10 protein-coding genes and 1 riboswitch are annotated in these 24,881 nt (G+C 75.5%); of the genes, 5 read left to right on the top strand and 5 right to left on the bottom strand.

Translation table 11 applies throughout. The features are described from left to right. The first annotated feature begins 14 nt into the window (after window positions 1–14). Both BJP25_RS14025 and BJP25_RS14030 read left to right on the top strand, forming a co-directional pair. Entirely contained in the window at window positions 15–239 is a 225-nt protein-coding gene (locus BJP25_RS14025) for a hypothetical protein (RefSeq protein WP_075975338.1), read from the top strand. A gap of 91 nt (window positions 240–330) precedes the next feature. Beyond that, window positions 331–3,240, top strand: coding sequence for an ATP-binding protein (locus tag BJP25_RS14030; protein WP_075975339.1), 2,910 nt, complete (start codon window positions 331–333; stop codon window positions 3,238–3,240). Here BJP25_RS14030 and BJP25_RS14035 read toward each other — a convergent pair. The 4 genes from BJP25_RS14035 to BJP25_RS14050 form a co-directional block, all read right to left on the bottom strand. Continuing rightward, the gene (locus BJP25_RS14035) at window positions 3,223–3,948 is read right to left on the bottom strand and encodes a hypothetical protein (RefSeq protein WP_143219062.1); all 726 of its coding nucleotides are present in this window, start codon (window positions 3,946–3,948) and stop codon (window positions 3,223–3,225) included. The genes BJP25_RS14030 and BJP25_RS14035 overlap by 18 nt on opposite strands. Window positions 3,949–4,419: 471 nt before the next feature. After that, complete coding sequence (locus BJP25_RS14040) at window positions 4,420–4,629, bottom strand: MbtH family protein (RefSeq protein WP_075975341.1); 210 nt, start codon at window positions 4,627–4,629, stop codon at window positions 4,420–4,422. Continuing rightward, window positions 4,626–20,126, bottom strand: coding sequence for a non-ribosomal peptide synthetase (locus tag BJP25_RS14045; protein ID WP_075975342.1), 15,501 nt, complete (start codon window positions 20,124–20,126; stop codon window positions 4,626–4,628). The genes BJP25_RS14040 and BJP25_RS14045 overlap by 4 nt, the downstream gene beginning before the upstream one ends. Window positions 20,127–20,187: 61 nt before the next feature. Beyond that, window positions 20,188–21,192, bottom strand: coding sequence for an ABC transporter substrate-binding protein (locus tag BJP25_RS14050; protein ID WP_075975343.1), 1,005 nt, complete (start codon window positions 21,190–21,192; stop codon window positions 20,188–20,190). Window positions 21,193–21,343: 151 nt separating this feature from the next. Here BJP25_RS14050 and BJP25_RS14055 point away from each other — a divergent pair, with 151 nt between their 5' ends. The 3 genes from BJP25_RS14055 (at window position 21,344) to BJP25_RS14065 (ending at window position 24,356) form a co-directional block, all read left to right on the top strand. Continuing rightward, window positions 21,344–22,396 carry a FecCD family ABC transporter permease gene (locus BJP25_RS14055; RefSeq protein WP_233158072.1) on the top strand — a complete coding sequence of 351 codons (1,053 nt, stop codon included), beginning with the start codon at window positions 21,344–21,346 and terminating at the stop codon, window positions 22,394–22,396. After that, window positions 22,393–23,490, top strand: coding sequence for a FecCD family ABC transporter permease (locus BJP25_RS14060; RefSeq protein WP_233158073.1), 1,098 nt, complete (start codon window positions 22,393–22,395; stop codon window positions 23,488–23,490). The genes BJP25_RS14055 and BJP25_RS14060 overlap by 4 nt, the downstream gene beginning before the upstream one ends. A gap of 71 nt (window positions 23,491–23,561) precedes the next feature. Continuing rightward, the gene (locus BJP25_RS14065; protein WP_198943483.1) at window positions 23,562–24,356 is read left to right on the top strand and encodes an ABC transporter ATP-binding protein; all 795 of its coding nucleotides are present in this window, start codon (window positions 23,562–23,564) and stop codon (window positions 24,354–24,356) included. Between the two features lie 110 nt (window positions 24,357–24,466). Here BJP25_RS14065 and BJP25_RS14070 read toward each other — a convergent pair whose 3' ends face one another. Then, window positions 24,467–24,781, bottom strand: a complete 315-nt coding sequence (locus BJP25_RS14070) for a DMT family transporter (RefSeq protein WP_075975344.1) — start codon at window positions 24,779–24,781, stop codon at window positions 24,467–24,469. Window positions 24,782–24,811: 30 nt separating this feature from the next. Continuing rightward, window positions 24,812–24,877, bottom strand: a riboswitch (guanidine-III (ykkC-III) riboswitch). Window positions 24,878–24,881: the final 4 nt, after the last annotated feature.

The raw sequence follows: 24,881 nt of genomic DNA on the forward strand, positions 1-24,881 counted from the left end.
AAGAGGAGAATCCCATGTCGACCTCCATCCCGAACAACCCGCAGGACTTCTCCTTCGAGCCCGCCGGGGCGCTGCGCCTGCTGCCCTCGGTGTCCTTCGCCACCCGCGCCGCCGCGCTCGCGGGCGCCGCCCTGCCGGTGGCCATGCTGGCCGCGGCGGTGGTCGGGAAGGGCCAGACCACCGGCGTCGAGCACGTCGCCGCGCTCAACACCACCTGCTGCCCGCCGCCCGCCAGCTGAAAGATCGCCACCGCCGGTGACGATCACCGCCGGAAAACCCGCGTAAATCGAGTCTGGTCGGTTATTCGTCCGGATGAGTAACATCCGGACGGTGCGCCACCGTTCCACGGGCCTGTTCGGCCGCGACCGCGAACTGCGGATGCTCGACGCGGGCCTGGCGTCGGCCAGGTCCGGTCGCGGGGGCGCGGTGTTCCTGGTGGGCGAGAGCGGCATCGGCAAGTCCCGGCTCGCCGCGGCCACCACCGAGTCCGGGTACACCGCGGGCATGGCCCTGCTGCGCGGGCGGGCCAGCTCCACCTGCCTGACCACCCCCTTCCGGCCGCTGACCGAGGCCATCCTGTCCCTGCTGCGCACCGACCCGGTCGAACCGGCCGACCTGGGCCCCTACGGCCCGATCCTCGGGCGGCTGGTGCCGGAGTGGGGCACCCCGGAGACCGGTCGCGACGGCGAGTCGCTGGTGGTGCTCGCCGAGGCGGTGCTGCGGCTCATCGGCCTGGTCGGCCGCGGCCGCGGCTGCCTGCTGGCGCTCGACGACCTGCACGAGGCCGACCCCGAGACGCTGGCGGTGCTGGAGTACCTGATCGACAACGCCGAGCAGCAGCCGCTGCTGCTGCTGGGTTCGGTGCGCGACGAGGACTGCCCGGCCATGCCGCTGGTGCGGGCCGCCGCCCGGCGCGGGGCGTGCGAGCTCGTCGAGCTCGACCGGTTGCCGCGCCCGGCGTTGAGCGCGGTGGCCGGGGACTGCCTCGGCATCGACCCCGCCGCCGTCCCGGCGCCGGTGGTGGAGCTGCTGTGGGCGGGCAGCTTCGGCAACCCGCTCATGGTCGAGGAGCTGGTCACCGCGCTGGTGTCCGACGGGGCGCTGGTCGACGACGGCGGCACCTGGCGGTTGGCGGGCGAGGGCCGCACGGCGGTGTCCACCGGCCTGGCCCGCCCGCTGGCCAGGCGGGTCGCCCAGCTCGGCGCGCGCACCAGGGAACTGCTGGCGGTGGCGGCGGTCTTCGGGCAGCGCTTCCCGCTGACGGTGGTGCAGCGCGCCACCGGCCTCGGTGACCGCGACCTGCTGACCCTGCTGCAGGACGACGGCGCCGCGCAGCTGGTGGCCCCCGACGAGCAGACCGCCGACTGGTACGCCTTCCACCACGACCTCAGCCGCGAGTCGGTGCTGGCCACCCTCGACCGCGACGAGCACGCCCGGTGCGCGGGCGCGCTGGCGGACGCGGTGGAGGCGGTGCACGCCGGGCTGCCCGGCGAGTGGTGCGAGATCGCCGCGCGGCTGCGGCTGGAGGCGGGCGACCGCACCGCCGCGGGGGCGCTGTTCACCGAGGTCGGCAGGCGCGCGCTGCAACTGGGCGCGGCCAGCTCGGCGGTGGCCCTGCTCGACCGCGCGCTCGAACACCTGCCCGGCGAGTCGGCCGAGCGGGCGGGCGCGCTGGAGTCGCTGCTGCACGCCCTGGTCGAGGCGGGGCTGGTGGAGCGGGCGCTGGCCTCGGTCGACGAGCTGGAGCGGGTCAGCGACCTGGGGCCCACCCGGCGCGCGGAGCTGCACACCCGGCTGGCCTGGGCGGCGGCGGTCGCGGGCCGCACCGAGGACGGGCTGTCGCAGGTGGAGGTGGCCAGGGCGCTGCTGGGCCGCGACGCCCCGGCCGCGGACGTGGCGCCGATCGACGTGGTGGCCGCGCACCTGGCCCTGGACCAGGCCGGGCCGGGCAGGCTGGACGAGGCCGAGGCGCTGGCCCGCAAGGCCGCCGAGGTGGCCGAGGCGGTGCCGCTGCCGGTGGTGGCCTGCCAGGCCTGGCAGCTGCTCGGCGCGATCACCCGCCACCGCGACCCGCAGGAGGCCACCGCCTGCCTGGAGCGGGCGCGGTCGATGTCGCTGCGGCACAGCCTGCCGATCTGGGAGATCCACGCGCTGATCCGGCTGGGCAACGACGACGCGCTGCGCGCGGGCGAGCTGGGCAGGCTGCGCCGGGCCCGCGACCAGGCCACCCGGGTCGGCGCGGTGACCGCCCGCTACCAGGCCGAGGCCAGCATCGCCCTGCACGCCACGCTGCGCGGCGAGCACGAGGAGGCCGCGGAGCTGACCGACGCGGTGCTCAGCGCGACCACCCGGCTCAAGCTGCTGGAGACCACCCAGTACGCCCTGCTCAACCGCGCCGTGCTCGCCGGGCACCGGGGCAACCGCCGCGACCTCGACACCGCCCTGGACGACTTCGCCCGCTGGGGCGGCGACCTGGACCTGCACGCCCCGCGCGTGCACGGCCTGGCGTCGGCGTTCTGCTCGCTGCTGGAGGAGGACGTCCCCCGCGCCCTGGCCGACCTGGAGGTCGTGGCCCGCCGCGAGGCCAGCGGCACCGGCGTCTACTTCCTCTCCGGCCGCTACGGCCTGCGCGTCCTGCTCCGGGTGCTCACCGGCGACGCCGACCGCGGCGAACTGGCCGCGGTGGCGGTCAACCCGGCCAGCGCCCTGCGCTGGGACCGCCAGTTCCTGCTCTTCGCCGAGGCCGTCCTGCACGGCCGCGCGGGCGACCCGACCGCGGCCGCCACCGCCGTCGAGGCGGCCCTGCGCGAGGGCGAGCCCTACGCCATGAGCCGCCACCTCGCCCTGCGCCTGATCAGCGAACCCGCCCTCACCGACTCCTGGGGCGACCCCGTCACCTGGCTGCGCATGGCCGAGGACCACTTCCACCGCGCGGACGTCCCCGCCGTCGCGGGCGCCTGCCGGGCCCTGCTGCGCAAGGCGGGCGCCCGGGTCCAGCAACGCCGCACCGGCGCCGACGGCATCCCGGCGGAACTGCGCTCGGCGGGGGTGACCGTCCGCGAGTACGAGGTGCTGACCCTCCTGGTCGGCAGGCTCGGCAACCGGGAGATCGCCGACCGCCTCCACCTGTCCCCGCGCACGGTGGAGCGCCACGTGGGCAACCTGATGACCAAGATGGGCCTGCCCAACCGCATCGCCCTGGGCGAGTACGCCGCCGACCTGTCAGACGGCGCCGCCTGACCCCCGCGCGCTCAGCCGCCTCCCCACCACGACGACCACGACGACCGCGACCCCTCCCACCGCCGCCAGGGCAGCGAGGGCAGCCGAACCCGCCGCGGAAGCGGACAGCGTCACCCCGAGCAAGGCCCAGGCACCGGTCACCCCCGCCGCGATCCGAGCGGCGGCGGTCCGGCAGACGAAGACGATCAGCACCAGCGTGCTGACCACCGCCCCCGACAGCAGACCGGCGAGCACCGCGGAAGACGGGCGGTCCAGCACGGTGGCCACGTTCAGCCACACCGCCGCCGCGCTCCACCCCGCGTACACCCCCAGCACCGCCTCGACCAGCACCTGGTCAGACCCCGCCCGCGCGGGCGCACGCCGCAGCGCGATCACCAACATGACCAGCATCAGCACGAACACCGGCACGGTCAGCACGGGAACCCTGGCGGCGAACACGAGCCACAGCACGAACCCGACCTGGGCCACCGTCAACGGCACGTGCAACCTCCGGAACCCCGGGTCCCCCGCCCTCCCCAGCCCCCGCACAGCGACCACGAGGCACCCGAGCAGCACGAGCCCCCACACCGCGAAGAACGGCCCCGGCGGCACCACCACGGGGTTGTCCGGCCGCCCCTGGTCGAACCCGGCCCACAGCGGACCCACCGCCTGGAGCACCGCGGTGACCAGCAACCCCCACGCCCCCACACGCCCCTGCCCGCCGGTCATGACAACCGCCCCTCCTCGCGACCCTTCGACCATCGAAGCATAAGTCGCCACCCCCCACCCCGCCCGCTCACTGCGGTGGTCTTTCCCCACAACGCCACACACACAACCAGCAGCCGCCTACAACACTGCCCGGTGCCGTGGTCTTCTCCCACAACGCCACCCACACACAACCAGCAGCCGCCTACAACACTGCTCGGTGCGGTGGTCCTCTCCCACAACGCCACCACCCACATAACCGCCGGCCCGGCTACGCCCCTGCTCGATGCGGTGGTCTTGTTTGGCCGGGGAAGGCGATCATGTGCTACCCACGACCGGGGGGTGGGGCCGAAGGCCTCACCTTTCCCCACCCCGAGCACATGATCGCCGCAGGGGCCCCGGCCAAACAAGACCACCGCATCGAGCCAGCCCCCAAAAATCCCGGCCTTTCACCCGCCGAAGCCGAAGGCGAGGCGACTCAGCAGCGCCCAAAGATCACGAATCCATGCGCGCCCGAAGCGAAGCAGGCCGCAAGTCCGTCCAGTGCTCCTCCACATAGGCCAAGCACGCCTCCCTGCTCGCCCCCGCCAGGGCGACCCGCCACCCCGCGGGCACCTCGGCGAACGCGGGCCACAGCGAGTGCTGGTCCTCGTCGTTCACCAGCACGTGGAAAGTCCCGTCAGCGTCATCGAACGGATTGGTCATCGCGCGTTCTCCTCCAAGGTCGACACCAGTGCGGCAGCCACGGACTCAACAGTGGATCGATCGTAAACACCTGTCCGGTAATGCAGGTAGCAGTGAACCGGGTGCCCCACCGGTGACTGGTAGAACGCCAGGCTCAGGTCCGACGCGCTCACCCCGACCGGCACCACGGTGACCCCCGTGCCGTCCAGCGCGGCCTGCTCGTGGTGGACCACCATCAGGCGCGGCGGCGCCGACGCCAGGTCCGAGTAGGGCAGCAGGCGGTTGTCCAGCGCGTCGAGGTTGTCCACGCGCACCCGCGACAGCGTGTCCCGGAAGTCGGGGAGCACCCGCGTCCGCAGCACCACCGTGTTGAAGAAGCAGCCCACCAGGTCTGCCAGTTGCGCGTCCTCGCGCCCGGCGACCAACGTCCCCAGCGGCAGGTCCGGGCCCTCGCCGAACTCCTGCAAGCACGTGGCGAACGCGGCCTGCAACACCATGAACATGCTCGTCCCGGTGCTCTCGGCCAGCTCGTCCACGGCGGCCCGCAGGTCGGCGCCCAGCACCAGCGGCACGAAATCCGCCGCGGGGTCGGACGGCTCGACCTGCCAGCGCACGCCGTCGAGCCGCCGCCGCCAGAACGCCAGCTGCTCGTCGCGGACCGGGGCCAAGACCTCCGCCGACCAGGCCGCGTAGTCCGCATAGGACACGGGCAGGTCGGTGAACCCCGGCTCCTGGCCCGCCACCCTCGCCTCGTAAGCGGTCCTGAGGTCGCGGAACAGCGGCACCACCGACCACTCGTCCACCGACGAGTAGCGCATCCGCAGCGCCAGCGCGTCCCCGTCCCACTCCGCCACGAACCCGGGCGCAGACAACCCGTGCCGGGCCGCGACGTCGTCCACCGCCGCGGCGAGCGCGGGTGGGGAGTCCATGCGCAGCACGAAGTGGTGGTCGTCGCCGGGGCGGTCGAGCCACTGCGCGCGCACCGGGGCTTCCACCGCCGGACCGGAGCGGCGGGTCAGCGGCGGGCGGCCCGCCGTCGCGCCCGCGAGCACGCCCGCCAGGCCCACCACCGTCGGCGCCTCGAACACCTCGCGCACCGAGACGTCCACGCCGAACTCGCCGCGCAGGGCGCCGACCAGGCGCATGGCGGCCATGGAGTGACCGCCGAGGGCGAAGAAGTTGTCGTGGGCGCCGACGGCGGGCAGGGACAGCACCGCGGCGAACACCGCGGCCACCCGGGCCTCCAGCTCGGTCGCGGGCTTGTCGTCGCCCGCGAGCGCGGCCCAGTCCACCGGGGGCAGGGCGCGCTTGTCGACCTTGCCGTTGGGGGTCAGCGGCAGCGCGCCGTCGAGGAGCACGACCGCGGAGGGCACCATGTGCTCGGGCAGCGCGGCCGCGGCGTGGGCGCGCAGGTCGAGCCCGCCGCCCGCCTCCCGCACGCCCGCCTCCGCGACCACAGCGTAGGCGACCAGCCGCGGCGACACCCCGCCGCGGTCGACCACCACGACGGCCTGGCGGACGGCGGGGTGGGCGGCCAGCACGGCCTCCACCTCGCCCGGTTCCACCCGCACGCCCCGGATCTTGACCTGGTCGTCGACGCGGCCGAAGAAGTCGAGGGTGCCGTCGCGGCGCCAGCGCGCCCGGTCGCCGGTGCGGTACACCCGCTCCCCCGGCGCGCCGAACGGGTCCGCGACGAACCGCGAGGCGGTCAGCCCCGGCTTGCCGAGGTAGCCGCGGGCCAAGCCGCGGCCGGTGACGTACAGCTCCCCGACGACGCCCGGGGGCACCGGGCGCAGCGCCTCGTCGAGCACCCGGACCCGGGTGTTGGGGTCGGGCGCGCCGATCGGGACGGTGCCGGGCCAGTCCGGTTCCGCGGGCCACAGCGTCGAGTTCACCGTGGCCTCGGTGAGCCCGTAGGCGGCGAGCACGTGCAGGCGCCCGGCGAAGCGGGCGATGAGGTCCGGCGGCACGGTCTCGGTGCCCACCAGGATCGTCGCCCCCTCGGGCAGCTCGCAGCCCTCGGGCAGGGCCGCGACCAGCGACGGCGGCAGGATGAGGTGGGTGACGCGCTGCTCGGCGAGGAAGTCGGTCAGCTCCCGGCCCGCGGTGCGCACCTCGTCGGGGGCCACCACCAGGGTGCCGCCGACGCAGACGGCCATGGTCAGCTCGAAGACGGCGACGTCGAAGCCGACCGAGGCGTACTGGAGCACCCGGCTGTCCTCGCGCAGCCCCATCCGGTCGACGGCGGTGGCGGCGAGGCTGGCGATGCCGTCGTGCGGCACCAGCACGCCCTTGGGCCTGCCGGTCGACCCGGAGGTGTAGATGACGTAGGCGGTGGAGGCCAGCGTCGCGGGACCGCTGCCCACGGGGCTGTCGTCGGTGGGCAGGTCGTCGAGCAGCACCACCTCGGCGGGCACCGAGCCCGCGGCGGCCGGGGTGGACAGCACGACGCGCGCTCCGGCGTCGTCGAGCATGTAGGCCAGCCGGTCTGAGGGGTGGGTCAGGTCGAGCGGCAGGTAGGCCGCGCCCACCTTCACCACCGCCAGCGACGCGGCCGCCATCTCCGCCGAGCGCGGGATGGCCAGCCCCACCACGTCCTCCGGGCCGACGCCGCGGTCGAGCAGCAGCCGGGCGATGCGGTTGGAGCGCGCCTCCAGCTCCGCGTAGGTCCACACCACCCCCCGGTCGACGACGGCGGGGGCGTCCGGCTTGCGCTCGACGACCCGCGCGAACAGCTCCGGCATGGTCAGCTCGGGCACCTCGCGGTCGGTGTCGTTGAAGCCCACCAGCACCTGCTCGCGCTCGTCGGCGGTGAGCAGGTCGACGCTGTCGAGCCGCGCGCCCGGGTCGGCCACCACCGCCGCGAGCAGCGCGGTCAGCCGCTCCCCGAGGCGGACGGCGGTGTCGTGGTCGAACAGGTCGGTGGCGTACTCCAGGGTGCAGTCGAGGCGGCCGGTGCCCGCGTGCTCGGCGAAGCTGAACACCAGGTCGAACTTGGCCGTGGTGGTCGCGAACCCGACCGGCGTGGCGGTGGCGCCGGGCAGCGGCACCGCGTCGGTGCCCGCGTGGTGGCCGACCATCACCTGGAACAGCGGGTTGCGGCCCACCGCGCGGGCCGGGTTGACCCGCTCCACCACGGACTCGAACGGCACGTCGGCGTGGGAGAACGCGGCGAGGTCCACCTCGCGCACCACGGCCACCAGCTCGGTGAACGACATCGCCCCGCGCACCGGGGTGCGCAGCACGAGGGTGTTGACGAAGAAGCCCACGAGGTCGTCGAGGGCGGCGTCGACCCGGCCCGCGATGGGGGCGCCCAGCGGGATGTCCGAGCCCGCGCCCAGCCGGTGCAGCAGCGCGGCGACCGCGGCGTGCAGCAGCATGAACGTGCTGGCGCCGGTGCGCGCGGACAGCTCACGCAGCCCGGTCGCGGTGGCGGGCGGCACGGTGAGCTGGTGCGCGCCGCCGCGGAAGGACGGCCGGGCCGGGCGGGCGCGGTCGGTGGGCAGGTCGAGTTCCTGCGGCACCCCGTCGAGGACGCGCTCCCAGTGGTCGAGCTGGCGGGCGGCGACACCGGAGTCGAGCAGGGCCCGGTGCCAGAGGGCGTAGTCGGCGTACTGCACCGGCAGCGGCTCGAACCGCGGCGGGAGCCCGCGCAGCCGGGCGGCGTAGGCCTCGGTCAGGTCGCGCAGGAAGGGCCGGTCGGACCACTCGTCGGTGGTGATGTGGTGCAGCAGGATGACGACCAGCGTGCTGTCGGCGGAGGGCTTGCTCAGCGTGCAGCGCAGCGGCGGCTCGGTGGACAGGTCGAACGGGCGGTCCACCGCCTCCTGCACCAGGCCGTCGTGGTGGGGCAGCACCTCCACGACCGGCACCGTGCCCGCGGGCAGGATGACCTGGTGGGGCTCGCCGCCGTGCTCGACGAATACCGTGCGCAGCGCCTCGTGCCGGTCGGACACGTCGGTGAGCGCCGCGCGCCAGGCGTCGACGTCCAGTGCCCCGTCGACGCGGAACACCAGCGGGAAGTTGTACGCCGAGGACGCGCCCTCGAACTGCTGGAGCACCCACAGCCGCTGCTGGGCGTGCGAGAGCGGCAGCAGCGCGGGCCGCGCCACCGGCACCAGCGGCGGCCGGGTGGCGGCACCGGCGGAGTCCACCCTGGCGGCGAGCCCGGCGGCGGTCGGCGCCTCGAACAGGTCGCGGATGGCCAGGTCGGCGCCCAGGTCCGCGCGGACGCGGCTGATCAGCCGGGTGGCCAGCAGCGAGTGCCCGCCCAGTTCGAAGAAGTCGTCGTCCGCGCCGACCGCGGTGCGGCCGAGGACGGCGGCGAACAGCTCGACCAGCGCCCGCTCGGTGGGGGTGGACGGCGCCCGGCCGCTGCCCGCGGCGAGGTCGGGCACGGGCAGGGCGCGCACGTCCAGCTTGCCGTTGACCGTCAGCGGCAGGTGGTCCACGGCGGTGATCGCCGCGGGCACCATGTAGTCGGGCAGGCGCCGCTTCAGGTGCTCCCTGAGCCCGTCCACCCCGCCGACGACGTAGGCGAGCAGGCGCTTGGCGCCGCCGTGCTCGGTGGCGACGACGGCGGCGTGCCGCACGCCGGGGTGCGCGGCGATGGCGGCCTCGACCTCGCCCAGCTCCACCCGGTACCCGCGGATCTTGACCTGGTCGTCGGTGCGGCCCAGGAAGTCCAGGTTGCCGTCGGGGCGCTGGCGCACCAGGTCGCCGGTGCGGTACATGCGCTCGCCGGGGGCGCCGAAGGGGTCCGCGACGAACCGGGCGGCGGTCAAGGCGGAGCGGGCGTGGTAGCCGCGCGCCAGGCCGATGCCCGCGATGTACAGCTCACCCGGGGTGCCCGGGGGCACCGGGCGCAGCCTGGCGTCGAGGACGTGCGCGCGGGTGTTCCAGATCGGCTTGCCCACCACGGGGGTCGGGGAGTCCGCTGTGGACGCGCCGAGGGTGTTGATCGTGTACTCGGTCGGCCCGTAGAGGTTGTAGCCGGAGGTGCCGGGGGTGTCGCGCAGCCGCGTCCACACCGCGTCCGGCACCGCCTCGCCGCCGAGCAGCACCAGCGGCGGCACGTGCCCGTCGAGCAGCCCCTCCTCGAACAGCAGCTGCGCGTACGTGGGGGTCACGTTGACGACATCGATGCGGTGCTCGGCGCAGTAGGCGACCAGGGCGGTGGCGTCGCGGCGCAGCTGCTCGTCGCAGACGTGCACCTCGTGGCCCTCGACGAGCCAGAGCAGCTCCTCCCAGGACATGTCGAAGGCGAACGAGACGGTGTGCGCGATGCGCAGCCTGCGGCCCGCGGCGGCCACCACGGGGTCGAAGATCTCCGCGCGGTGGTTGAGCTGCATGTTCGTCAGGCCCCGGTAGGGGGTGACGACGCCCTTGGGCCTGCCGGTGGACCCGGAGGTGTAGATGACGTACGCCGGGTGCTCCAGCCTGCCGGGCACCCCGCGGGCGAACAGCGGCCGCTCGGAGTCCGCGACCGGGTGGTCGGGGGTGGTGTCCAGCTCCGCGCGCAGGGTGGGGTCGTCGAGCAGCACCGCGCCCGCCGACAGCCGTTCATCCACAGTGGACATCGAGAGCAGGCACACCGACCCGGTGTCGGCCACCATCATGAGCAGCCGGTCGACCGGGTGGTCGAGGTCGAGCGGCAGGTAGGCGGCACCGGTGCGCAGCACGGCGAACAGCGCCACGACCATCTCCGCCGAGCGCGGCAGCGCCAGCGCCACGACGGCCTCGGGCATCGCCCCCCGCGCGAGCAGGTGCCTGGCCAGCTGGTTGACCCGGGCGTCGAGCTGGGCGTAGGTCAGCCGCTGGTCACCGAAGACCAGCGCGACCTCGTCCGGCACCAGCGCGGCCCGCTCCGCGAGCAGGTCGGCGATGGTGTCGTCGGGGACGTCGTGGGCGGTGGCGGTCCGCTGCGCGGCCAGGTCGGCGTGCTCGGCGGGCAGGAGCAGGTCCAGCGCGCCGACGGGTGCGTGCGGGTCGGCGGCGAGGGCGTCCACCACGGCGGTGAACCGGTCGAGGTGGGCGCGGGCGGTCGCGTCGTCGAGCACGTCGGGCCGGTACTCCAGCTTCACCCGCAGGGTCTCGGCCGGGGTGATGACCAGGGTCAGCGGGTAGTGCGTGGCGTCGGCGCTGCCCGCCGGGGTGACGCCGAAGCGGTCGCGCAGGGCGGTGAAGGCGTCGGCGTCGAGGAAGTTCTGGAGCACGTAGAGCGTGTCGAACAGGCGGGGGTGGCCCGCGACCTGCTGCAACTCGCCCAGGCCCAGGTACTCGTGCGGCATGAGCGCGGTGCGCTGGTCCTGGATGCGGCGCAGCAGCAGCGCCACCGGCTCGGCCGGGTCGAGGTCGACGCGCACCGGCACGGTGTTGAGGAACATGCCCAGCGCGGACTCCACGCCCGGCACCTCGGTGGGCCGCCCGGCGACGGTGGTGCCGAACACGACGTCGCCCCGACCGGTGGCGGCCGAGAGCACCAGCGCCCACGCGGCGTTGAGCAGGGTGTTCAGCGTGACTCCGGCGGCGCGGGCGGCGGCCTGCACCCGGTCGCGGTCCAGCTCGGTGAGGTGGCGGCGGGGGGCGACCGGGCTCAGGGCCGTGTCCGCCCGGCCGAGCAGCGTCGGCTCCGCGAGCCCCGACAGGGCCGCGCGCCAGGCGTCGCGGGCGGCGTCGGCGTCCTGCCGGTCCAGCCAGTCCAGGTAGTCGCGGTAGGAGCCGGGCTCGGGCATGCCCCGGTCGTCGCCGCCGCGCTCGTAGAGCGACAGCAGCTGCTCCAGGAACCGGCCCTCCGACCACCCGTCCCACAGGATCAGGTGGTGGGTGGTGACCAGCCGGTCGGTGCCGTCGGGGAAGCGGAGGACGAGCATCCGCACCAGCGGCGCGGCCGACAGGTCGAACCGCACGGCCCGGTCGGCGGCCATCAGGTCGGCGGCGTCGGCGCGGGTGGCGACGTCGACGACCTCGACCGCCACGGCGGCGTCGGCGGAGATCACCTGCACCGGCCCGCCCGGCCGGTCCTCGAACCCGGCGCGCAGGCTGGGGTTGCGGGCGAGCAGGGTGGCGCAGGCCGCGCGCAGCGCGTCGAGGTCGAGGCGCCGGTCGAAGTCCAGCGTGCTCTGCGCGGTGTAGACGTCGAGCCCGGTGGTGTCGTAGGTGGCGTGGAAGTACAGGCCCTCCTGCAGCGGCGAGAGCGGCCACACCTCGGCGGCCGGGCGCCCCACCAGCTCGCCCACGGCGGCCGCCCAGTGCCCGGCCAGCTCGCGCACCTCGTCCTCGGTCAGCTCGCAGGCCCAGGAGAACGTGGCCCGCAGGCGCGCCCCGGCGGCGGTCTCGGCGCACACCGTGTCGACCTGCAACGCGTGGGACATGCCCAGGTCCGCGTCGGGCAGCAGGACGGGCGCGTCCGGGGCGGGCAGCCAGTCCTCGGCGCGCGCCTCGGGGAAGCGGCCGAAGTGGTTGAACAGCACCTGCGCGGGGGGCAGCTGGGCGAGCAGGGGGGCGGTCTGGGCGTTGAGGTAGCGCAGGATGCCGTAGCCCAGGCCGTCGCCGGGGACGGCGGCGAGCGCGGCGCGGACGAGCCCGAGCTGCTCGGCCGGCTCGTCGGCGGCGGGCAGGCGCACCGGGTGGAAGCTGGTCAGCCAGCCCACCGTGCGGGACAGGTCCAGCTCGTCGGGGCGGCCGTGCCGCTCGACGTCGACGACCAGGTCAGCGCCGCCGCGCCAGCGGGTCACCGCGACGCGCAGGGCGGCCAGCAGCACGTCGTCGGGCACGGCGCGGGCGTCGGCCACGGGCAGCTCCACCACGTGCGCGCGCAGCCCGGCGACGGTGCCGGGGCGCAGCCCGGGCCGCAGCTCGGCGCCGGGGGCGAGGGCCCGCGCCCAGTGCTCCAGCTCGGCCAGCCGGTCCGCGGCCTGGGCCTGCCCGGTGACGTGTTGGGCGAAGCGGCGCAGCGAGGTCGGCACGGGCGGCAGCGGGGTGCCCGCCCACGCCGCGGCGAGGTCGTCGAACAGCACCCGCCAGGACACCCCGTCCACGGCGAGGTGATGTGCCAGGACGAGCAGCTTGCCCGGTCCCGCGCCGCCGTCGCGCCACAGGAACCGCAGCACGCGCCCGGTCTCCGGGGACAACCCCGGCTCCACGCCGTCGAAGCCGTCCACCCGCTCGACGACGACGGGCGCGCCGGGGGCGTTGGTGCGCAGCGACCACAGGACCGAGGCCACCCTGGTCAGCTGCACGCGCAGCCCGTCGTGGTGGTCCACGACCGCTTGCAGGGTCCGGGTGATCTGCTCGGCGGTGGCACCGGCCGGGGTCTGCACCAGCATCGACAGGGTGAAGCCGTCGACCGGGCCGCCGCGCTCGCGCAGGTGGTGCACGACGGGCAGCAGCGGGACGTCCCCGACGCCGTCGTCGGCGGACCGGGCGGGCGGACCGGCGGGGGCGGCGGCCGCGGCGAGGGCGGCGGGGGTGCGGCGCTCGAAGACGTCCTTGGGGCTGACGTCGATGCCCGCCTGCCGGGCCCGCGAGGAAGCGGTGATGGACAGGATGCTGTCGCCGCCGAGGGCGAAGAAGTCCTCGTCCGCGCCGACGGAGTCCAGCTTGAGCACGGCGGCGAAGATGTCCGCCAGCACCGCCGCGGCACCGGCCCCCGCGGGCGCGGCCGTCCGCGCGGCGCGGGTGGGGGCGGGCAGCGCGGCGCGGTCGAGCTTGCCGTTGGGCGTGCGGGGCAGCGCGCCCAGGGCGATCACCTCGTCGGGCACGAGCGCGGGCGGCAGGTCGCGGGCCAGCGCGGCGCGCACGCCCTCGGGGTCGGTGGTGACGACGTAGGCCAGCAGCCGGGCGCTCGGGCCGGAGTCGTCGAGCACCGCGGCAGCCTCGCCGTGGGCGCGCAGGTGCGCCTCCACCTCGCCCAGCTCGACGCGGTGGCCGCGCACCTTCACCTGCTGGTCGGCGCGGCCCAGGTAGACCAGGGCGTCGCCGTCGCGGCGCACGAGGTCGCCGGTGCGGTACATCCGCGACCCCGGCGCGCCGAAGGGGTCGGCGACGAACCGCTCCGCGCTGAGGCCGGGGCGGCCGTGGTAGCCGCGCGCCAGCTGCGCACCCGCCAGGTACAGCTCACCCGTGGTCGCGGGGCGCAGGTAGTGGTCCAGGACGTAGGCGCGGGTGCGGTCGACCGGGCGGCCGATGGGCACCGGGCCGCTGCTCGCGGTCGCGGGCCACCACGTCGCCTGCACGGTGGTCTCGGTGGGCCCGTAGACGTTGACCAGCTCACCGCCGGTCGCCGCCCGCCACCGCGCGGCGAACTCCCCGCCCATCGCCTCGCCGCCGCCGAGGACCCGGCGCAGGCCGCGCAGGCCGTCGACGTCGGAGGACAGCAGGGCCTCCAGCAGCGACGACACGGCGACCGCGGTGGTCACGCCGTGCTCGCGGATGGTGGCGACCAGCGCTTCGGCGTCGCCGTTGTCCTCGGCCACCACCACGGCGGCACCGCTGGTCAGCGGCCACAGCACCTCGACCATGGCGGGGTCGAAGCTGGGCGAGATCTGGTGCAGCACCCGGTCGTCGGCGGCCAGCGGCAGCTCGGCGCGCAGCCAGGCGAGCTGGCTGGCCAAGGCGGAGTGCGGCACCAGCACGCCCTTGGGCCTGCCGGTGGACCCGGAGGTGTAGATCAGGTAGGCGCCCTGGGCGGGGTCGGTGTCGACCGCCGGGGCGGGGACGCGGGTGCGGGCGGCGCGGATGTCGTCGGTGGTCAGCACCGCGCGGGCGCCGGAGTCCTCGCGCAGCAGGGCTCGCCGCTGCGGCGGGTACGCGGGGTCCACGGGCAGGTGGACGCCACCGGCCCTGAGCACGCCGAGCAGGCCCACGACCTGCTCGACCGAGCGCGGGGCGAGCACCGCCACGACGTCCTCGGCGGCGATGTCGAGCCCGGCGGCGACCTGCGCGGACCACCGGTCCAGCTCGGCGTAGGTGAGGCGCTGGGCGCCGATCACGGCGGTGGCGCCCGGGGTCGCGGCGGCCTGGCGCGCGAACGCGGTGACCACGCCCTCGGGCGCGGTCACCGGGTCGGCGCCGACGAGCGGTGCGGCGTCCGACAGCGACACCCGGGCCACCGGCCGGTCGACCTCGGCGCGCAGGGCGGCGAGGAACTGCGCGCCGATCGCGGCGGCGCCGGGGATGCGCGCGGGGTCGTACTCCAGCTGCACGCGCAGCTCGTCACCGGGCAGCACGATCAGCGCCAGCGGGTAGTGGCCGCCGCCGGAGTGCTCGAAGCCCACCACGTCCGGCAGGGCGTCGAGCGGGTAGTTCTCGAACACCACCAGGGTGTCGAACAGGGGACCGGTGCCGCGCTGGAGGTCCGCGAGGGCGACGTGGTGGTGCGCGGACAGCTCGGCCTGCTCGGCCTGGGTGCGCGCGGCGACCTCGCCCACGGTGTCGGTGGACCGCCAGCGGACCCGCACGGGCAGGGTGTTGGCGAACAGCCCGATCATGGATTCGATGCCCGGCACCGCCGAGGAGCGCCCGGACACGGTGGTTCCGAAGACGACGTCCTCGCGGCCGGTGAGCCTGCCCAGCACCACCGCCCACGCCGTCTGCACCAGCGTGCTGGTGGTGACGCCGAGCCCGCGTGCGGCGGCGTCGACCCCGGCCTGCGGCAGCGACAGCTCCAGCCGCTGCGGCGCACCGGCGGCCGCGGCGGACCCGAGCAGCGTGGGCTCGGCGCCGTCGAGGGCCGAGCGCCACGCCACCAGCGCCTCGTCGGCGTCTTGGCGGGCGAGCCACTCGTGGTAGTCGCGCAGCGGCGTCACGGGGTCGAGCGCGACGCCCGCGCACCGGTCCAGCAGCTCGCGCACGAGGATCGGCGCCGACCAGCCGTCGGTGGCGATGTGGTGCAGGGTCAGCACGAGCCAGCGGCCGCGCACCAGCGCCACCCGCAGCACCGGCGCCGCCGCCAGGTCGAACCGGGCCTCGCGCTGGGCCCGGGCCACCTCGGCGGGGTCGTCGTCGGTGGCCAGCCAGGGCACCTCGACGCCCGCACGCACGGCCTGCACGACGCGCCCGTCCGCGAGCTGGTGGAACGACGCGCGCAGCGGGGCGTGCCGGTCCAGCACCTCCTGCGCGGCGCGGTGGGCGGCCTCGGGGTCCAGCGGCGCGCGCAGCTCGACGACCTGCTGCACGGCGTAGACGTCGGTCTCGGCGGCGTCGAACGCCTCGTGGAAGTAGAACCCGGCTTGCAGGGGCGTCACCGGGAGCACGTCGACGACGTGGCCCAGCTCGTCCACTTCGGACTGCGTGAGCCCGGCCAGGGGGAAGTCGGACGGGGTGTGCCCGCCGCTGTCGAGCGCGGCCAGGGCGCGCAGCTCGTCGGCCCACAGCGCGGCGAGCGCGGGCACCCGGTCCGCGGCGAAGACCCCGGCGGGCCAGGACAGCGCCGCCGTGAGGGTCGGGCCCGCGGGGGTGTCGACGGCGGCGGCGTTGACCTCGACGGCGTGGCCGAGGGGCATGGCCGGGTCGACGCCCGCGCGCAGCGGCGCGTCGAGCCGGCCGAGGTAGTTGAACAGGACCTGCGGCCTGCCCGCGGGCAGGTCGAGCAGGCCGGCCCCGATGCCGTGGTCGGGCACCGCGCGCACCTGCTCCTTGACGCGCTTGACGGCGGCGGCGAGGTCGCCCGCGCCCGGGTCGAGGCGCAGCGGGTAGGTGGTGGTGAACCAGCCGACGGTGCGGGACAGGTCGACGTCGCCGACGACCTGCTCCTCCCGGCCGTGGCCCTCCAGCTCGACCAGCACCGCCCCGCCGGTGCCGCGCCAGCGCCCGATCGCGCGGACCAGCCCGGTGAGCAGCACGTCGGCGGCGGAGCCGTGGAAGGCGGCCGGGACGCGGCCCAGCAGCGGCGTGGCGACCTCCGGCGGCAGGGTCAGCTCGTGGGTGCGCGCCGTGGCGGCGGTGTCGGCGGCGGTGAGCGGGCGGGTGCCCAGCAGCGGGTCCGGGCCGTCGAGCTGGCGCTGCCAGAAGGCGCGCTCACCCGACCTGTCCACTGTGGTCAGCTCGGTCGCCCAGCGGCGGAAGGACGTGGTGCCCGGCAGCGGCTCCTGGCCCGCGGCGAGGCGGGCCACGTCCTCGGCGATGATCCGCCAGGACACCCCGTCCACGACGAGGTGGTGGGCCACCAGCGACAGGCCCCCGGGGTGGCGGACCGCGACGAGCACCCGCCCCTCGCGCGGCGCCAGCAGTGACACGGGGTCCACATCGGACGGCGAGAGCACGACCGGGTCCACGGTGCCCGGCGGTGGCACCTCGAACGTCCAGTCGTCGTTGAGGCGGGCGCGCAGCATGTCGTGGTGGTCGAGCAGGCGGCGCACCAGGGCCACCGCGTCGACCTCGGCGGCCAGCGGCAGGTCGACGGCCTGGTGGTAGGCGTCCACCGGCCCGTCGACCCGGCTGAGCCAGCGCACGACGGGCGTCGTCGGCACCGTGCCGGTGCCGTCGTCGGTGGCGCGCGCGGCGGTGGTCGGGGTGGCCACGGCGGCCAGCGCCTCGACGGTGCGGTGGCGGAACACGTCCCGGGTGGTGATCGCGTACCCCGCGGCCCGCGCGCGGCTGACGAGCTGGATGGCGACGATGCTGTCGCCGCCCAGCTCGAAGAACCCGTCGCGGGTGCCCACCTCGGGCAGGTTCAGCACGTCGGCGTACACCGCGGCGAGGGCGCGCTCGGCGTCGGTGCGGGGCGCGCTGCCGACCCCGGCCAGGCCCGCCCAGTCCGGGTCGGGCAGCGCGCGGGTGTCGAGCTTGCCGTTGGGGGTCAGCGGGAGCGGGCCGTCGAGCGGCAGGAACACCGACGGCACCATGTGCGCGGGCAGCTCGGCGTCCACCGCGGCGCGCAGGGTGGCCACGTCGACCCCGGTGCCGGACAGGTAGGCCACGAGCCGGGGGGCGCCCCGGTGGTCGCGGCGCAGCTGCACGCTGGCCTGGGCGATCTTGGGCTGGCGCAGCAGCACGCTCTCGACCTCGCCCGGCTCCACCCGGTGCCCGCGGATCTTGACCTGGTTGTCCGCGCGCCCCAGGAACTCCAGGTCGCCCGCGGCCGTCCAGCGCACCCGGTCTCCGGTGCGGTACATCCGCTCCCCCGGCCCGGCGAACGGGTCGGCGACGAACCGGGCCGCGCTCAACCCCGGCCTGCCCAGGTAGCCGCGGGCCAGGCCGCGCCCGCCCACGTACAGCTCCCCCGCGACCCCGATGCCCACCGGTCGCAGCACCGGGTCGAGGACGTAGAGGCGGGTGTTCGGGTCGGGGCCGCCGATCGGCACCTGGCCGCGCCAGCCGGGGCGGGCCGCCCACAGCGTCGAGTTCACCGTGGCCTCGGTGAGGCCGTAGGCGACGACGACCCGCAGCGTGGGCGTCCACCGCGCCACCAGCTCCGCGGGCACGGACTCGGTGCCCACCACCAGCACCGCCCCGGCGGGCAGCGCGCACTCCTCGGGCAGCGCGGTGACCAGCGAGGGCGGCAGGATCATGTGCGTGGCGCCCTGCTCGGCCAGGTAGTCGGTGAGCTGCGGGCCCGCGACGCGGCGGTGCTCGGGCACCACGACGACGCGCGCGCCGGTGCCCAGCGCCATCACCAGGTCCCACACGGCCACGTCGAACCCGACGGAGGCGAACTGGGCCACGCGGCTCTCCGCGGACACGCCCAGGCGCTCGACGGCGGTCGCGATGAGCGAGCCGATGCCGTCGTGGGTGACGACGACGCCCTTGGGCTTGCCGGTCGACCCTGACGTGTAGATGACGTAGGCGGCGTCGTCGAGGGTCAGCGGCACCCCCGGGTCAGCGGCGGACAGGCCCGCCGGGTCCACCTCGTCCAGCGCGATGCGCTCGGTGGGCGGCAGGTCGGCCGCGAGCGCGGCGGTGGTGAGCACGAGGCGGGCGGCGGAGTCGGTGAGCATGTGCGCGATGCGCTCGGCGGGGTGGTCGAGGTCGAGCGGCAGGTAGGCCGCGCCTGCCTTCATCACCCCGAGCAGCGCCACCACCAGCTCGACCGAGCGGGGCAGCGCGACGCCCACCACGTCCCCGCGGCCGACGCCGTGGGCGGCGAGCAGGTGGGCCACCCGGTTCGCGGCGACGTCCAGTTCGGCGTAGGTCAGGCGCACGTCCTCGCAGACCACCGCGACCGCCTCCGGGGTGCGCGCGGCCTGGCGCACCACCAGCCCCGGCCACGTCACCTCGTCCACCTCGACCGGGTCGGTGCCCAGTCCCGGCGGCAGCTCGGCCAGCTCGACCGCGCGCAGCGGCAGGTCGGGGGTGGCCACCAGCGCGTCGAGCACGGCGCGCAGCCCGCGCTCGTGCGCCGCCAGCTCCGGCTGCCCGCAGACCGCGGCGTCGCCCTCCAGGGTCAGCCGGTAGGCGGTGCCGCCCGGCTGCTCGACGGCCGAGATCGCCAGGTCGTGCACCGGGCCCGGCCACACCGTGCGCAGGTCGGGCACCAGGTCGCCGAAGTCGAGGTCGCGCAGGAAGCCCACGACGTTGACCGTGGGGCCCACCAGCGCGTCCACCCCGTCGAGGCCGTGCGCGCGGGCGAACTCCTCGGCGCGGTGGCGCCCGTGCCGGGTGGTCGAGGCGACCTCCGCGACGACCGCGGCCACCAGGTGCGACAGCGGCGCGTGCGGGTCCACCGCCACGCGCAGCGGCGCGACGTTGGAGGTCATCCCGGGCACGTCCCAGGACGTGCGGCCCGCGGTGGGCAGGCCCAGCACCAGGTCGGTGGCGCCGCTGACCCGGTGGGCGTAGCCCACGGCCGCCGCCACCAGCAACCGCGACGCGCGGGTGCCGCACCGCGCGGCGGCGGCGTGCAGCGGCGCGGCGTCGACCAGCACGTCCCGCCGCGCCAACCGGGTGGGCGGGGCGGGCGAGCGGTCGAGCAGGCGCACCGGCTCCGGCGCGCCCGCCAGCCGCCGCTCCCAGAAGGCGCGGTCGGCGGCGTGCTGCTCCCCCGCCAGGTACTCGCCCTCCTCGCGCACCAGGCGGGCCAGCGACCAGTCCACCGGCCCCGGGTCGCGGCCGGTGCAGCGCGCGGCGACCCGGGCGGCGAGCATGGCGATCCCCACCGCGTCGATGACGAGGTGGTGGAACCGCATGGCCCACCGCACGTGGTCGTCGGCGAGCACCAGCAGGGCGTTGCGGTGCAGCGGGCCCGCGGCCAGGTCGATCGGGCGCACCCGGTCGGCCAGCTGCCAGGCCAGCGCGGCCGACCCCGGGTCGGCCTCGGCGCGCAGGTCGACCACCTCCACCGGTCCGGTGGGCGGGGGCACCGGCACCTGCCGGGGCACCCCGCCCTCGACCACCACGCGCACGTGCAGGCCCTCGGCCTCGGCGAGGGTCGCGCCGAGCGCCGCGGCCAGCCGCGCCACGTCGACCGGCCCCCGCAGGTCCACGGCGGCCGCGATGTGGAACTCCGTCGCGTCCGGCTCGGCTTGCTGGGCGTACCAGACACCGGCCTGCGCGCCGGTGAGGGGCAGACCAGTGCCCATGGTGGTTCGACCGCCTTCTCTCGGTGGGGGGGACGAGCAGCTCGCCAGCGGGGCGCGGCGCCTACTCGGCGGGCAGCAGCGCGACCGCCTGGTCGACCGCCCACGGCACGCTGAGCACCGTGTTGAACGACAGCGCCGCACCGATCGGCGGCTTGGAGTAGGACATGTAGACGACCTTGTCCGCCTTGAACGCCTTGAGCGCGGCGAAGGTGGGCAGCGCGCCCAGCCCCTGCTTGGCCGCGGCCACGTCGTCGACGAGCACCACGATGACGTCGGTGTCGATCAGGTCCAGCCGCTCGTAGCTCAGCTCGGCGGCGTTGTTGTTCGCCGCCACCGCGGCGTCGGTGATCGCCTGCGGGACAGTGAAGCCCAGCTGCTCCAGGAAAGCGGCCTTGGGGTCGGTGTCGGCGAAGGCGACGATCTTGCCCGGCTGCGACGGGTCGATCGCGGCGATCGTCTTGCCCTGCCACCGCGGGTGCGCGGCGCGCACCTGGGCGAACTTGTCCTCGATGCCCTTGATCCTCTCGTCGGCCGCGGCGGTGGCGCCCATGGCCTTCGCGATCGCCCTGGTCATGTCCTGGTACGGGGCGCCGTAGTCGGCGAAGCCCTTGGGCTGGCCCAGGGTGGGGGCGATCTTGGACAGCTCGTCGTACTGCTGCTGGGACATCCCGCTGTACTCGGCCACGATCAGGTCGGGCTTGAGCGCGAGCACCTTCTCCAAGTTGTAGTCGTCGCGCTCGCCGACGACCTCGGGGCGCGCGTCGCCCCACAGCGCGTCGGTCCACGGCCAGACGCCGTACGGGCGCTCCTTGAACCAGTCGATCGCGCCGACCGGCTTGCCGCCGAGGGCGAGCACGGCGTCCTGGTCGGAGAGGCCGAGCGTGACGATGCGCTGCGGCTTGGCCGGGATGGTGGTCGTCCCGTACTTGTGCTCGACCGTGACCGGGAAGGCGTCGGCGGCGGCCGGCGCGGTCCCGTTCGCGGGGGCGTTCGCGGGCGCCTCGCCGACGCCGCAGCCGGCGAGGGCGAGCAGCAGCAGGGCGGCCGCGACCTTGGGTGTTCTCATGGGGTTCCTCTTCGCTCCGGGCAGGCGGGAGCCACGCACCGACGTAAGTAAGGGCAACCTAACACGAAGGTTCGCCGCTGAGGTATCCCTAACCTAACAACTCGCGGGGTAGGGTCATCCGCGTGGCGACGGCGGCGAGGGGGTGAGCGGCGTGGGAACCGGGGCTGCGGAGGTCCACACGCACCAGGTGGCGGCGGCGGTCACGCCCGCGCGCGCACCTCGGCGCGGGGTCGCGTGGATCACCGCCGCGCTGCTCGCGCTGGTGGTGGTCTGCTTGCTGTCCTTGGCGATCGGCACGCGCGACATCCCCCTGGGTGAGACGATCGCCACGCTGTTCGGCAGCGGCGGCGAGGACGCGGTCATCTGGGGCAACCGCTTCCCGCGCACGCTGCTGGGCATCGTCGTCGGCGTGGCGCTGGGGCTGTCCGGCGCGGTGATGCAGGCGCTGACCCGCAACCCGCTGGGCGACCCCGGGTTGCTCGGCATCAGCGCGGGCGCGGCGTTCGGCGTCGTGGTGGCGGCGGTGACCGTGGGCGCCACCACCCTCTACGGCAACATCTGGTTCGCCTTCGCCGGGGCGCTGGGCGCGAGCCTGGTGGTGTACGCGCTCGGCAGCGCGGGCCGCGGCGGCGCCACCCCGGTGAAGCTCGCCCTCGCGGGCGTCGCGATCACCGCCCTGCTGACGTCGCTGACCAGCGGGCTGACGCTGTTCGAGCCGGAGGCGCTCAACCGCTACCGGTTCTGGGCGTCGGGATCGCTGGCCGGGCAGGGCACCACCGTCGTGGTGCAGGTGCTGCCGTTCGTCGCTGCGGGCGCGCTGCTCGCCCTGGCCTCGGCGTCGGCGCTGAACAGCCTGGCGCTCGGCGACGACGTGGCCCGGTCGCTGGGCAGGCGGGTGGGGCTGGTCCGGGTGACCGGGGTCGTCGCGATCACGCTGCTGACCGGCGGCGCGGTGGCGGTGGTCGGGCCGATCGTGTTCGTGGGCCTGGTGGTGCCGCACGTGGCCCGCGCCGCCACCGGCCCGGACCACCGGTGGCTGCTGCCGATGAGCGCGGTCCTCGCGTCCGCCCTGGTGATCGGCGCGGACGTGGTCGGCCGGGTGATCGCCCGACCCGGCGAGACGGAGGTCGGCGTGGTGGTGGCGTTCCTGGGCGCGCCCTTCTTCATCGCGCTGGTGCGCAAGCGAAGGCTGGCGGAGCTGTGACGGCCAGGACCGCGGTGGCGGACGACGTCGTCGTGGCGGGCGCCGCGGGCGGGGTGCGGCGCGCCGGGGTCGTCCTGCGGGTCGGACCGGTGTCGACCGTCGTGCGGCCGCGGTTGCTGGGCGCCGCGATCGGCGTGGGAGCGCTGGCGTTCCTGCTGTTCTGCGTGGGCATGACCGTGGGCGACTACCCGCTGTCCACAGGGGACGTCGTGGCGGCGCTGTTCTCGCAGGGCGACTACTACGACCGCGTCGTGGTCTACGACTGGCGGATGCCGCGCGCGCTGGTGGGCCTGTTCGTCGGCATCGCCTTCGGCATGGCGGGGGCGCTGTTCCAGACCGCGACCCGCAACCCGCTGGCCACCCCGGACATCATCGGCGTGTCCGCGGGCGCGACGACGGCCGTGGTGCTGGGGGTGGTGCTCGGCTTCGGCGCGGGCCTGGGCACGCAGTCGCTGGGCATGCTGGGCGCGCTGGTCGCGGCCGCGCTGGTGCAGGTGCTCGCGCTGCACCGGGGCAGCACCGGGTACCGCATCCTGCTGGTGGGCGTCGGCGTGTCGTGGGCGTGCACGAGCACCACCACCTACCTGCTGGCGCGCGCGGACCTTCGGCAGGCCCAGCAGGTCGTGGGCTGGATGGTGGGCAACCTCAACGACAGCACCTGGGCCGAGGCGACCCCGCTCCTGCTCGCCTGCCTCGTGCTGGTGCCCGCGACCCTCGCCCTCACCGGCTGGGTCCGGGCCATGCACCTCGGCGACGACGTGGCGACCGGCCTGGGCACCCCGGTGGCGCGGGCCAGGGCCGCGCTGCTGCTGGCCGGGGTGCTGCTGGTGGCGGTGGGGACCGCGGCGGCGGGCCCGGTGGCGTTCGTGGCGCTGGCCGCGCCGCAGATCGCGACCCGGGTGGCCCGCACCCCGATGCCCCCGCTGCTCACCTCCGGGCTCACCGGCGGCGCGGTCGTCCTCGGCAGCGACCTGCTGGCCCGGCTGCTGCTCCCCGACACCCAACTCCCGGTCGGCATCGTCACCGGCGTCCTCGGCGCCCCCTTCCTGCTCTGGCTGCTGGCCAGGGCCAACCGCACCGGCACGGGGGGCTGACGCGGTGGCACCGCGCCGCTCCCCGCGCCCACCCGGGCCGCGCACCGGGTCCGACCCCACCGGAGGCTGACGTGGCAGACCTGCGAGCGGCGAACCTGCGCCTCGCCTACGACGACCGGGTCATCGTCGACGACCTCGACGTGGCCATCCCGGCGGGCCGGATCACGGTGATCGTCGGCGCCAACGCCTGCGGCAAGTCCACCCTGCTGCGCGCCCTGGCCCGGCTGCTCAAGCCCCGCGCGGGCGCGGTCCACCTCGACGGCCGGTCCGTGCACGCGCTGCCGACCCGCGAGGTCGCCAAGGCCCTGGGCATCCTGCCCCAGTCCCCCACCGCCCCCGCGGGCATGACCGTCGTCGACCTGGTCACCCGCGGCCGCTCCCCGCACCAGACCTGGTGGCGCCAGTGGAGCACCGGCGACGAGCAGGCCGTCGCCGACGCCCTGCGCGCCACCGCCATGACCGACCTGGCCGACCGCCCCGTCGACGAGCTCTCCGGCGGCCAGCGCCAGCGCGCCTGGATCGCCATGGCCGTCGCCCAGCACACCCCCGTCCTCCTGCTCGACGAACCCACCACCTACCTCGACCTGGCCCACCAGATCGACGTCCTCGACCTCGTCGTCGACCTCAACCGCCACCAGGGCCGCACCGTCGTCATGGTCCTGCACGACCTCAACCAGGCCTGCCGCTACGCCGACCACGTCATCGCCATGAAGTCCGGCCGCATCGCCGCCGAAGGCGCCCCCGAGGACATCATCACCCCCACCCTCGTCCACGACGTCTTCGGCGTCACCTGCCAGATCACCCCGGACCCGCTGACCGGCACGCCCATGGTCATCCCCACCAGCCGCCACCACACCCCCGCCTGACCCTCGCGCACCGTGGAGGGCCAGGGAGCAGCGCGACAACCCCGACGACCGCGCGGGAAGTTCGCGGGCCCCTGGGAACCGAGCTTGGTGAGCGTGGCAGAGCAGCAGTGTCAGTGCAGGAACTTGAGGCCGACGACGCCTGCGACGATCAGGCCCAGGCAGAGCAGGCGGGCGCCGGTGGCGGGTTCCCCCAACGCCACGACCCCGTACGCCGCGGTTCCCACCGCACCGATGCCCACCCACACCGCGTAGCCCGTCCCCACCGGGATGGTGCGCAGCGCGTAGGCCAACCCCAGCATGCTGCCCGTCAGGGCGACCAGGAACAGCGCGGTCATCCCGAGCCGGGTGAAGCCGCGGGTGGCGTGCAGCAGCGCGACCCACACGGTTTCCAGGATTCCGCTCAGCACCAAGACGACCCAAGCCATGACAAGACCTCCACCAGGAGTACGGGCAACAACCCGTCGTCTTGTCCTCACCGGGTACGACGAACTCGTCCGGGGTGGCCGAGAAGGGGCCACCGGGGTC

The sequence above is a fragment of the Actinokineospora bangkokensis genome (assembly GCF_001940455.1).
Lineage (GTDB): Bacteria > Actinomycetota > Actinomycetes > Mycobacteriales > Pseudonocardiaceae > Actinokineospora > Actinokineospora bangkokensis.

Excerpts from the sequence above, each read along its gene's own strand:
- BJP25_RS14035 (WP_143219062.1), bottom strand. The coding sequence starts at position 3,948 with ATGACCGGCGGGCAGGGGCGTGTGGGGGCGTGGGGGTTGCTGGTCACC.
- BJP25_RS14050 (WP_075975343.1), bottom strand. The coding sequence starts at position 21,192 with ATGAGAACACCCAAGGTCGCGGCCGCCCTGCTGCTGCTCGCCCTCGCC.
- BJP25_RS14025 (WP_075975338.1), top strand. The coding sequence starts at position 15 with ATGTCGACCTCCATCCCGAACAACCCGCAGGACTTCTCCTTCGAGCCC.
- BJP25_RS14070 (WP_075975344.1), bottom strand. The coding sequence starts at position 24,781 with ATGGCTTGGGTCGTCTTGGTGCTGAGCGGAATCCTGGAAACCGTGTGG.
- BJP25_RS14040 (WP_075975341.1), bottom strand. The coding sequence starts at position 4,629 with ATGACCAATCCGTTCGATGACGCTGACGGGACTTTCCACGTGCTGGTG.
- BJP25_RS14045 (WP_075975342.1), bottom strand. The coding sequence starts at position 20,126 with ATGGGCACTGGTCTGCCCCTCACCGGCGCGCAGGCCGGTGTCTGGTAC.